The sequence below is a fragment of the Bradyrhizobium pachyrhizi genome, from assembly GCF_001189245.1.
GTDB lineage: Bacteria > Pseudomonadota > Alphaproteobacteria > Rhizobiales > Xanthobacteraceae > Bradyrhizobium > Bradyrhizobium pachyrhizi.
The window spans coordinates 126,851-137,181 of the sequence record NZ_LFIQ01000120.1; the positions used below are offsets into that span (position 1 = coordinate 126,851).

Here is a 10,331-nt window from a genome sequence, read left to right on the forward strand (position 1 = left end):
GTTGAAAAGAAGGGAATGACGGCATGATCCGATTCAGGCGGATCGGCTCATGCGCTCGCATGCGTGGGGGCCGCGCGTTCGTCGCGGCATTCGCGTTCGCGTTGGTCGCAACGGTTGCGAAGGCCGGCTCCGCGCGGCCGGCCGCGCACAGCTTCTCGGCGGAAGGCCTCGCCAAGGTTTCCGACTATGTCAGGAACGAGGTCGCGACTGGAAAGATCCCGGGCGCGATCCTGCTGCTGCAGCAACATGGCAAGCCGGTCTACTACGAGAAGTTCGGGGTTCGCGACGTCGCCACCGAATTCTCGATGAGCGCCGATACCATCTTCCGCCTCTATTCGATGTCGAAGCCGATCACCACGGTCATCGCGATGATGCTGGTCGAGGAAGGCAAGCTCGCGCTCGGCGATCCCGTGTCGAAATATATCCCGGCCTTTGCCGACATGAAGGTCGGGGTGGAAAAGCGCGGCGATGAGGGCAAGATGGCGATGACGCTGGAGCCGCCGAGGCGCCCCATCACCATCGAAGACCTGATGCGCCACACCGCCGGCCTGCCTTACGGCTATTACGGCGGTGGTATCGTGAACAAGACCTACGCGGATGCCGGACTGTTCAACAACGATCCCGACAATGCTGAATTCGTGGCGCGGCTCACGTCGCTGCCGCTCGCCGAACAACCCGGCACGCAATGGGACTACGGCCATTCCACCGACGTGCTCGGCCGCATCATCGAGGTGATCACGGGGAAATCGCTGTTTCAGGTCGAGAAGGAACGGCTGCTCGGCCCGCTCGGGATGAACGAGACTGCGTTTTATGTCGCCGACCGGGCGAAATGGCCGCTGATCGCCGAGCCGATGCCGAAGGATCGCACCATCAGTCCGGTCGCCGACGTCCGCAATCCGCGCAAGCCGCTGCGATGGGAATCCGGCGGCGGCGGCATGGTCGGCACCATCGGCGACTATGCGCGCTTCTCGCAGATGCTGCTGAATGGCGGCAGCTATGAGGGCAGGCGCTATCTGAAGCCGGAGACCATCGCGCTGATGGCGAGGGACCATATCGGTCCGGAGACCGGCGTCGTGCGCGACCAGAACTACTATCCCGGTCCGAACTCCGGCTTCGGCCTCGGCTTCGCGGTCCGCACTTCGGTGCCGGCGAACACAGACTGGCCGCTGGGCGAGTATCGCTGGGACGGCGTCGGCGGTACCTTCTTCTTCATCGATCCCGCGGATGACCTGTTCGGGATCTTCATGGTGCAGACGCCGTCGCAGCGCGGCCGGATCCAGCAGGAGCTGAAGACGCTGATCTACCAGGCGATGGGACGGTAGACGCTTATCTTGTCGTTTCGTAGCCCGGATGCAGCGAAGCGCAATCCGGGGCGGTCCTGCTGTCGGATCGTGCTGTCCCGGATTTCGCTACGCTGCATCCGGGCTACGATTGCCGAGGTTGCTACGCCGCGCGCACGATGTCCCTGACGTGTCCGACCGCTTCCTCGATCATCGCCGCTGACACATCGAGATGCGTGCAGGCCCTGATCCGGCCGTCCATCATCGCCAGCGTCACGCCGCGCTTGCGCAACTCGGCGACCATCTTGTCGCCTGAGACGCCGGCGCCGTCGGGCTTGAAGAAGACGAGGTTGGTCTCCGGCGCCTGCACCGCGATGCCGTTGATCTGCGACAGGCCGCGCGCCAGCGCCCGCGCATTGGCATGGTCGTCGGCGAGGCGGTCGACATGGTGATCGAGCGCATGGATGCAGGCGGCGGCGCAGACGCCGGACTGCCGCATCGAGCCGCCGAGCCGCTGCTTCCAGCGCCAGACATCGTCGATGAACGCCCGGGTGCCGGCGATCACGCCGCCGATCGGCGCGCCGAGGCCCTTGGAGAAATCGATCCAGGCGGAATCCCAGCCCGCCGTCATGTCGCGCGGCGAGATGCCGGAGGCGACGGTCGCATTGAGCAGCCGCGCGCCGTCCATGTGGGTGACAAGGCCGTGGGCCTTGGCGATGCGCACGACCTCGTCGAGCGCGGCCTTTTTCCAGATCGTGCCGCCGCCGATATTGGCGGTCTGCTCGACGCTGACGAGCACTTGCGGCGGCTGGTAGCGGGTGCGCGGATGCAGCGCGGCCTGGAAGGTGTCCGGCGTGAACTGGCCGTCATCTCCCGGCAGCTGCGTGATCTGGAAACCGCCGAGTGCGGCATGGGCGCCGCCCTCGCGCGCGATGATATGCGCGGTCGCATGCGCCAGGATCTCGTCGCCGGGGCGGCAATAGGCCAGCGTCGCCGCGACGTTGCACATCGTGCCCGACGGCATGAACACGGCGGCTTCCTTGCCGAGCAGATCGGCGACGCGGGCGCAGAGCTCATTGGTGGTCGGATCGTCCCCGACCTGCTCGTCGCCGACCTCCGCCTTCGCCATCGCCTCGCGCATGGCCGGCGTCGGCCTGGTCTGCGTGTCCGAGAGCAGGTTGATACGGACGGCGGGTGCCTTGGGATCGGGACGGGCAGGGGTGTAGTGCATGGGCTTTCCTCATCGCTCCGCTGGCGTGCGGAGTCGCCGCTAGCGTATAGGCCTCCGGGCAGCGTGACGAAACCGCATAATGATGATCTCGGTGGGCGTCACACGATAGTCGATCAAGTAGGGGTATGGCGTGGCCGAAAGCCGGCGGACGCCGGGGCGGCTTGTCGGGCGCCCCGCACGCGGCTGCTCATGCAGCAGCGTGACAAGGGTCAGGATACGGTCGCGAACATGGACCGCCCCTTGAGGCGATCTTGCTTCGATGTAGGCGAGCGCTCGATCGATCTTGACAAGAGCCCGTCGCGTGTAACGGAGGTCCACAGCCCGTGCTTTGCCCACATCGCACGGACTTCCTCGGCCGTTGCCAGCTCGCCGCGTGCAATCTCGGCGTCGGCTTCAGCCAGATCGGCGTCTTCTTCCGGCGTGAGCTGGAGCGGTGGTTGGTCGACGCCGGCAAGCTGCAGCATGATGCGCGCGAGTTCGTCCTGCTCTGTGTCAGGCAAGTTTGAAACTGTCTCGAAGGCCTGTTCGAGTAACCGGGTCATCGGCAAGAAACCTCAACGGGCAACCATCTGCCAGGTCCCGCGTATGATAGTCATCTTGTGGGCAAACAAAAAGGCCCCGGCAAAACCGGGGCCTTTCGGATCTCGCATGCGTGCTGTGATCAGCGCGAATAGAATTCGACGATCAGATGCGGCTCCATCTGCACCGGGAACGGCACATCCGAGAGGCCGGGGGTGCGCGCGAACGTCGCGGTCATCTTGGAGTGATCGACCTCGATGAAGTCGGGCACGTCGCGCTCGGGGAGCTGGCTCGCTTCCAGCACCGGAGTCAGCTGCTTGGAGGCTTCCTTGACCTCAATGAGGTCGCCAACCTTCAGCTTGTAGCTGCCGATGTTGACCTTGCGGCCGTTCACCTTGATGTGGCCGTGGTTGATGAACTGGCGCGCGGCGAACATCGTGGAGACGAACTTGGCGCGGTAGACCACGGTGTCGAGACGGCGCTCCAAGAGGCCGATCAGGTTCTCGCCGGTGTCGCCCTTCAGGCGGCTGGCTTCGACATAGATGCCGTGGAACTGGCGCTCGGAAATGTTGGCGTAGTAGCCCTTGAGCTTCTGCTTGGCGCGCAGCTGCACGCCGAAGTCGGAGAGCTTGCCTTTGCGGCGCTGGCCGTGCTGGCCGGGGCCGTATTCGCGGCGGTTCACGGGGCTCTTCGGGCGGCCCCAGATATTCTGGCCCATGCGGCGATCAATCTTGTACTTCGCCTCACTGCGCTTTGTCATCGCGTCCTCTTTTGCATAGCCGTCGCACCCTGGCGGCCGGCGTTTGTCAGTTTCAGGTTTGAGGAGACGCGCCCTCCTGTGTACCGGCCAAAAGACCTGTACCGACAGGTCCGCCTCGAAAGCTCGGGGAGGACCACGGGTCGCGAAACGCATCGCGGGCCGAAAACCGGCCCGCGAGCAACGTGGTCTTAAGGAGAAAGTCCGGTTCTGTCAAACAAAACGCAGGGCATTTTGGGCCGAATCGGCGTCAAAATTGGCCGATTCTGCCCCTCAGAGACGGCTTCCGGCCGCCCGGACCAGCCGGGCATCGGCTTGCGGCCGGCCCGCGCCCAGTTCGGCGGCGATTTCGCCGCCCAGCACCTGCTCGAGGCGGATCAAGGTCTGCGCGATCAGGGCGGCGTCGCAGACCAGATGGTCCCAGCGCAGCACAACGTCGACAGTGTGGTCCGGCCTGATCACCCCATAGCTCAACAGGAATGGCCCCGGGCTCAGTGCGTGCAACTCGCCCGGGCCATAGGCCGCGACCGAGGTCACGCCAAAGCTGCCGCAGAAATTGGCGCGCTGCCGGCCAAAATTCATCCCGATCGCCCACGCCAGGCGGCGGAGCGGAAGCGGCAGGCGGGTCACGCAGAGCATCTTGCGGAACGAGGGGATTTCGTGCAGCGGCGCGGTCTTGGCGCGGCGGATCAGCGCGTCGACCTCGGCGAGCGGCATCTCGTCGGCGGCACAGACGCGCTCGAACAGCACGCAGTCCTCGCCCTTCTCAACGCGCGCAATCGCCACCATGCCGACGCTGCGCGGCAGCTCGTAGAGGCAAGGCCACGGCCATTTGACGTGCAGCGTGCGCAGCGTCGGCTCGGTCCTGGCGACCAGCGCGAATGCCTTGACGAAGATGGCGGCCCAGCCCGGTGCCTGCGCCGCGCGTGCACGGGCCTCGACGATTGCACGCACGTTCAGGGTGCGCTTCAGGGAGACCAGCGGTACGCCGGCCGATGCATGCATCAGATCGGCGACGAGACGGCGCGGCAATGAAATCTGACGAAATTTACCGCGCATCGGTTCGATTCAGTTCCTTAGCAAACAGGCAAAAAATCAAAGGCCCGGCGAGCTCAAATGGTTGCTCGCCGCACCTGAAGCTCAGATGAACCAAGTGGTCGGAGACCAGGGGGTTCTGCTCACGGCGCTGGTTTTGCCAACGGCTCGCCGGCCTTGACCACGTAGACGCCGAGCACCTTGAGCGGCTTGTCGCCGGACGTCTTGGCGTCGTGCACCGCGCCTTCCGGGATCTGGTAGGAATCGCCCGCCTTCAGCTTCAACGGCGGTTTGCCGTCGATCAGAAGCTCGAGCTCGCCTTCGAGCACATAGCCGGTTTCAGCGCCGGGATGGGTGTGACGCCCCGACGCACCCCCGGCCGGAACCTCGGCGATCGCGGTGACCGTGTTGTAGCCCGGTGGAAAATCGACCTTCTGCAGCGGCGTCCGCTTGATGCCGCTCTGCTGCGCCAAGGCAGCGCCGGCACCGGCAAGGGCAATCACGGTGAGACCAAGCAGTAATTTCCTGAACATGGATTTTCCTCCCAACCCGCAAAACTCTAGCAGCGCGGAATCGCGGCGGAAAGCGTGCGATGTGTGATGTGCACTTGCGACGTTGGGATTAGTCCGTTCATCCAACAGCGGGGGTTTGTGCCGCTTATTCATGAGCTACTCAGGCGAACGAGCTGTACCGGCGACACGCATCGTTCACTCCGCGGTTCCTTCACGACGTGACTGGAACCTGCTCGCCGGCAGCTGTGAACTAGCGGCGGCCGCGTTTGACGCCTACCGCTTGATCCCCGCGAACGCGGCCGCGATGCCGCGCTGGAACAGCGACCAGTCGAAGCCCAGCGCGAGCGCGAGGTAACCGCGGTCGATCATCGCATTGGCCTGTTCGGCGGTGCGCGCGACGCCGCCGATCGGCACGCCGCTCTTCATGATGCCGTGTTCGGCGCGCTGCATCAGCGCGACCACTTCGGGATCGTCGGGCAGACCGCGCTTGTTGATCGAGGTGGCGAGATCGCCGGGTCCAATCACCGCGAGGTCAATGCCCGGTGTCGCCATGATCTCGTCGATGCGGTTCACCGCATCGACATGCTCGATCGTGATCATGCAGATCATGTCGTCGTCAGCGGTCGCCATGTAGTCGTTCATCGAGACGCCCCAGCGGAACGGCGCATGGAACGGTCCCCAGAGCCGGTCGCCCTTCGGCGGGTAGCGCACGCTGCGCACCGCCTTCACCGCATCGCTTGCGTTGCAGATCATCGGAAAATTGATGCCGAGCGCGCCGATGTCCATCGGTGCCTTGGCGAAATGCGGCTCGTTGGCGGCGATCCGCACCATCGGCACGCACGGCGTGCCGGAGGTGGCCACGATCATCGCATGGGCGGTGCCGAGATCGATCGGGCCGTGCTCGAGATCGACGATGATCCAGTCCAGCGACTGCGCCATGATCTGCACGGTCTGGATGCTCGGAATGGTCGCGATCGCGCCGAAGGTCGGGCGCTTGTCGCGCCACGCCTCGCGCAGGCGGTTGAGCGGTGTCAGCGGGGCTGCGGTCAAATTCGGTCCTCCCTCGAAGGAGAGCAGAGGCTAAAGCATGATCCGGAAAAGTGTGAAGCGGTTTTCCGAAAAGATCATGCTCAAACAAAAGGCCGGTGCGCGATGATGATTCAACCCGATCTCATCGCGCTCCAGCGGCGTTGTGACGGCGAAAGGGATCAGGCCGGGACGCGGCCGCCGAAGAATGGCGTCAGCGCTTCCGTCAGAGCGTGCGGGCGCTTCGAGGTGAAGATCATCTCTGCGCCGGCTTGGTCACTCTCCGAGCCTGCCGGGCCGAGCAGGTCGGCGACGCGGCGGGCGATCGCCGGCGCCGGATCGATCCAGTCGACCGGCCAGGGTGCGAGCCTCCTGAGGCGTTCCAGCAGCAGCGGATAATGCGTGCAGGCGAGCACGACGGTGTCGGTGCGGGCAGGGTCGTGGGCGCCATCGCCGACGAAGCAGGGCGCGAGCTCGGCCGCGATATCCTCGTCGCGCACGCTCGCGCCGCTGAGGGCGGCCTCCGCCAGCGAGGCGAGCTCGCCGGAGCCGACCAGCGTCACCTCGCAGCCCTGCGCAAAGTCCGAGATCAGCTTGCGGGTATATTCACGCTTCACGGTGCCCCTTGTGCCGAGCACCGAGACGCGCCTTGTTTTCGAGGAGACGCAGGCCGGCTTGATCGCCGGCACGGTGCCGACGAAGGGCAAAGGATAGGCGTCGCGCAAATGCGACATGACCAGCGTGGATGCCGTGTTGCAGGCGATCACGACGAGGTCGGGCGCGTGGGCCGCGATCAGCTCACCGACCAGCGGCACCACGCGGGCGATGATCTCGTCCTCGCCGTGATGGCCATAGGGGAAGAAGGCGTCGTCGGCGACATAGACGTAATGCGCGTCGGGCCGGGCGCGGACGATCTCGCGCAGCACGGTGAGGCCGCCGAGGCCGGAATCGAACACAAGGATGGTCGGGGGAGTGGACACGCGAAAACTCTATCCGAAGCAGGGTTACCATTCAGTTGTTTTTGGCTATCCGGCCGCTGCGGCCGACAAAAGGCGGTGAGGCCGGGAATTTCATATGGCCTTGACCGATAGTTGCAAGTATCACGGCAAACTATTGCTGCGACGTGTGAAATCCAAAAATGCGGCCGCAAGGGGGCCACGCGACATGATCCGCAATACCGCCGCGAGCTGGGGCTCGCTCGCCCGCGCGTTCCACTGGGTGCTCGGCATCGCCATCATCGGCATGCTGGCCTATGGCTGGTGGATGAACCACGTCCCGGTGCGGGCGGACAAGTTCTTCTACCGCTCGATCCACGCCGATATCGGCTACCTGGTGCTGCTGCTCACCGTGCTGCGGCTGCTCTGGCGCGGCCTTAACCCGACGCCGGCGCTGCCGGCCGAGATGCCCTCCTGGCAGCGGATCGCCGCCCGGGTCAGCCACGGCGCGCTTTACGCCGCCACCATCCTGGTGGCGATGCTGGGCTGGGCGCATTCCGGCGCCCGCGCCCAGGATTATTCGAGCTTCTTCGGCCTGTTTCACGTTCCCCAGATCACCTCGCCCGACAAGGCGGCGGCGGATGCCTATGAGGATCGCCACATCTTCTTCGCCTATGTGCTGCTGGCGTTGATCGTGCTGCACCTCGCCGCGGTCGCCTTTCATTATTTCGTCAGGCGCGATCGCGTTGCCGCGCGGATGATCGGGGCGAATCCCGCCGATCGCGCGGCTTGACGCAAGGTCTACCTTTCCCCGATGGGGAGAGGTCGATTTGCGCAGCAAATCGGGTGAGGGGCTGTTGCATCGATGACCGTAACCTCTCACCCGGCGCTACGCGCCGACCTCTCCCGGAGGGAGAGGTGAAGACCACGTCCGTGCGGGTCTAGAGCATGATCCGGAAAAGTGCGAAGCGGTTTTCCGAAAAGATCATGATCAAACAAAGAGCCAAAGCGCGATGACGATTCGACCCAATCTCATCGCGCTTTAGCCCGCCGGCATCTGCTTCTCGACCAGGCGCACCCAGTAGGAGGCGCCGTGCCCGAGGATGTTGTCGTTGAACTTGTAGGCGGGGTGATGGCACATTGGCCCGTCGCCCATGCCGAGGAAGACGAACGCGCCGGGGCGCGCCTCCAGCATGAAGGCGAAATCCTCGGCACCCATCACCGGCACCAGATTGTCGTTGACGCGTTCGGCGCCGACCACGTCGCGAGCGACCTCGGCGGCGACGCCGGCCTCGCGCGCGTGGTTCAACGTCACCGGATACATGCGTCCATAATCCGTCTCGGCCGAGCCGCCATAGGCCTTGGCGATGCTGGAGGCGACCTCGCCGATCCGGCGCTCGACCAGGTCGCGCACGGCGGGATCAAGCGTGCGCACCGTGCCGCCCAACGTTACGGTCTCCGGAATCACGTTGAACGCGGTGCCGGCCTCGAACATGGTGATCGAGATGACCGCCGATTTCAGCGGGTCGACATTGCGCGACACGATCGACTGCAGCGCATTGATGATCTGGGCACCGATCAGCACGCTGTCGACCGCCTCGTGCGGAGCGGCGCCGGCGTGGCCGCCCTTGCCGTGGACAACGATCTTCAACGTGTCCGACGAGGCCAGCATCGGGCCTGGCGTGGTCGCGAAGTAACCCTCGGGCAGGCCGGGCATGTTGTGCAGGCCGTAGACCTCCTGGATGCCCCAGCGGGTCATCAGCCCGTCGTCGACCATCGCCTTGCCGCCGGCGCCGCCTTCTTCGGCGGGCTGGAAGATCACGACCGCGGTGCCGTCGAAATTGCGCGTCTCGGTGAGATATTTGGCGGCGCCGAGCAGCATCGCGGTGTGGCCGTCATGGCCGCAGGCGTGCATCTTGCCGGGAATCTTCGAGGCGTAGGCGACGCCCGAGGCCTCCGCGATCGGCAGCGCGTCCATGTCGGCACGCAGGCCGATGGTCTTTCCCGAAGTGGACTTGCGGCCGCGGATCACGCCGACCACGCCGGTGCGCCCAATCCCCGTCACCACCTCGTCGCAGCCAAACTCGCGCAGCTTGTCGGCGACGATGCCGGCGGTGCGGTGGACCTCGTAGAGCAGTTCGGGATTCTCATGGAAGTCATGACGCCAGGCGGCCATTTCATCCGAGAGGGCGGCAACGCGATTGACGATGGGCATGGGGAGCGTCCGTTTCTTGTGAGCTTGGTGGGTGGCGCAGCGTAGCGTAACCCGCCGAATTGTCCCGGGGCAATGACGTCGGTAGCCCGGATGGAGCGAAGCGCAATCCGGGGATCGAGCGCGCGGGAAGATCCCGGATTTCGCTTCGCTCCATCCGGGCTACGAGCTCTACAAATTCGCCAGCCCGCATTCGACGGCGAGTCGGACCAGCTGGGCGTCGGTCCGCATGCCGGTCTTGGCTTTGATCAGGTAGTGATAGTTCTGCACGGTCTTGGTGCTGAGGTGGAGGTTGGCGGCGATCTGCTCCTTGGTGCTGCCGGCCGCCAGCTGCCGGAGGATTTCGATCTCGCGCTCGCCGAGCTGGTCGAGCGCCGATCGGGTCGGCACCAGGCTTTCCATCGCAAGCACGCGGGCGACGTCGTCGCTCATCGCATGCTCGCCGCGCGCCACCGAGCGGATCGCCGCGATCAGCTCGGCCGGCTCGCTGCCCTTGGTGACGAAGCCACTGGCGCCGGCGCCGAATGCCGCTTTCACCTGGGCCGCCTCGCTGTGCATGCTGAAGACGAGGATGCGCGCGTCGGCGTCGCGCCCGCGGATGTTGCGGATCGCCTCCAGCCCGCTGGCACCCGGCATCGAAATGTCCATCACCACCACATCGGGCTGGTGCGACTTGAACGCGCGATAAGCACTGGCGGCGTTGTCGGCTTCGGCGACCACGCTGAAATCGTCCTGATGCTCGAGCACGCGCCGGTAGCCCTGGCGGACGACCGGATGATCGTCAACCAGCAGGATCGAGATGCCCCGAATCTTCGCCGTTGTCG

Annotated in this window: 12 protein-coding genes; 2 read left to right on the forward strand and 10 right to left on the reverse strand. The window is 65.1% G+C overall.

Going from position 1 to position 10,331, the window contains the following annotated elements; all coding sequences use genetic code 11:
* Window positions 1-59 precede the first annotated feature (59 nt).
* Window positions 60-1,322, forward strand: a complete 1,263-nt coding sequence (locus AKL29_RS37820; RefSeq protein WP_050387684.1) for a serine hydrolase domain-containing protein — start codon at window positions 60-62, stop codon at window positions 1,320-1,322.
* A 121-nt stretch (window positions 1,323-1,443) separates the two neighbouring features.
* Here the strand turns inward: AKL29_RS37820 and AKL29_RS37825 are convergent, their stop codons facing one another.
* The 8 genes from AKL29_RS37825 to murI all read right to left on the reverse strand — a co-directional run bounded on the left by AKL29_RS37825 (window position 1,444) and on the right by murI (window position 7,340).
* On the reverse strand, window positions 1,444-2,511 hold the full coding sequence (locus AKL29_RS37825) for a threonine aldolase family protein (RefSeq protein ID WP_028336769.1): 1,068 nt from the start codon (window positions 2,509-2,511) through the stop codon (window positions 1,444-1,446).
* A 39-nt stretch (window positions 2,512-2,550) separates the two neighbouring features.
* Window positions 2,551-2,829 (reverse strand): type II toxin-antitoxin system RelE/ParE family toxin, encoded by a 279-nt coding sequence (locus tag AKL29_RS41420; RefSeq protein WP_082190814.1) that lies wholly within the window; start codon window positions 2,827-2,829, stop codon window positions 2,551-2,553.
* Window positions 2,721-3,053, reverse strand: coding sequence for a hypothetical protein (locus AKL29_RS37830; RefSeq protein ID WP_410712232.1), 333 nt, complete (start codon window positions 3,051-3,053; stop codon window positions 2,721-2,723). The genes AKL29_RS41420 and AKL29_RS37830 overlap by 109 nt, the downstream gene beginning before the upstream one ends.
* Window positions 3,054-3,172: 119 nt before the next feature.
* Entirely contained in the window at window positions 3,173-3,790 is a 618-nt protein-coding gene (rpsD, locus tag AKL29_RS37835; protein WP_028336771.1) for a 30S ribosomal protein S4, read from the reverse strand.
* A 270-nt stretch (window positions 3,791-4,060) separates the two neighbouring features.
* On the reverse strand, window positions 4,061-4,846 hold the full coding sequence (locus AKL29_RS37840; RefSeq protein WP_028336772.1) for a hypothetical protein: 786 nt from the start codon (window positions 4,844-4,846) through the stop codon (window positions 4,061-4,063).
* Between the two features lie 119 nt (window positions 4,847-4,965).
* Window positions 4,966-5,355 (reverse strand): cupin domain-containing protein, encoded by a 390-nt coding sequence (locus tag AKL29_RS37845; RefSeq protein WP_028336773.1) that lies wholly within the window; start codon window positions 5,353-5,355, stop codon window positions 4,966-4,968.
* 252 nt (window positions 5,356-5,607) lie between these two features.
* Entirely contained in the window at window positions 5,608-6,384 is a 777-nt protein-coding gene (locus AKL29_RS37850; RefSeq protein WP_050387685.1) for an HpcH/HpaI aldolase family protein, read from the reverse strand.
* Window positions 6,385-6,542: 158 nt separating this feature from the next.
* Window positions 6,543-7,340, reverse strand: coding sequence for a glutamate racemase (gene murI / locus AKL29_RS37855; protein ID WP_028336775.1), 798 nt, complete (start codon window positions 7,338-7,340; stop codon window positions 6,543-6,545).
* 184 nt (window positions 7,341-7,524) lie between these two features.
* Between murI and AKL29_RS37860 the strand changes: the two genes are divergently transcribed.
* The gene (locus tag AKL29_RS37860) at window positions 7,525-8,088 is read left to right on the forward strand and encodes a cytochrome b (RefSeq protein ID WP_050387686.1); all 564 of its coding nucleotides are present in this window, start codon (window positions 7,525-7,527) and stop codon (window positions 8,086-8,088) included.
* Between the two features lie 249 nt (window positions 8,089-8,337).
* Here the strand turns inward: AKL29_RS37860 and AKL29_RS37865 are convergent, their stop codons facing one another.
* The gene (locus AKL29_RS37865; RefSeq protein ID WP_050387687.1) at window positions 8,338-9,510 is read right to left on the reverse strand and encodes a M20 aminoacylase family protein; all 1,173 of its coding nucleotides are present in this window, start codon (window positions 9,508-9,510) and stop codon (window positions 8,338-8,340) included.
* 168 nt (window positions 9,511-9,678) lie between these two features.
* On the reverse strand, window positions 9,679-10,317 hold the full coding sequence (locus AKL29_RS37870; RefSeq protein ID WP_082190817.1) for a response regulator: 639 nt from the start codon (window positions 10,315-10,317) through the stop codon (window positions 9,679-9,681).
* Window positions 10,318-10,331: the final 14 nt, after the last annotated feature.

Excerpts from the sequence above, each read along its gene's own strand:
- AKL29_RS37820 (WP_050387684.1), top strand. The coding sequence starts at position 60 with ATGCGTGGGGGCCGCGCGTTCGTCGCGGCATTCGCGTTCGCGTTGGTC.
- AKL29_RS37825 (WP_028336769.1), bottom strand. The coding sequence starts at position 2,511 with ATGCACTACACCCCTGCCCGTCCCGATCCCAAGGCACCCGCCGTCCGT.
- AKL29_RS37830 (WP_410712232.1), bottom strand. The coding sequence starts at position 3,053 with ATGACCCGGTTACTCGAACAGGCCTTCGAGACAGTTTCAAACTTGCCT.
- rpsD (WP_028336771.1), bottom strand. The coding sequence starts at position 3,790 with ATGACAAAGCGCAGTGAGGCGAAGTACAAGATTGATCGCCGCATGGGC.
- AKL29_RS37840 (WP_028336772.1), bottom strand. The coding sequence starts at position 4,846 with ATGCGCGGTAAATTTCGTCAGATTTCATTGCCGCGCCGTCTCGTCGCC.
- AKL29_RS37845 (WP_028336773.1), bottom strand. The coding sequence starts at position 5,355 with ATGTTCAGGAAATTACTGCTTGGTCTCACCGTGATTGCCCTTGCCGGT.
- AKL29_RS37860 (WP_050387686.1), top strand. The coding sequence starts at position 7,525 with ATGATCCGCAATACCGCCGCGAGCTGGGGCTCGCTCGCCCGCGCGTTC.
- AKL29_RS37865 (WP_050387687.1), bottom strand. The coding sequence starts at position 9,510 with ATGCCCATCGTCAATCGCGTTGCCGCCCTCTCGGATGAAATGGCCGCC.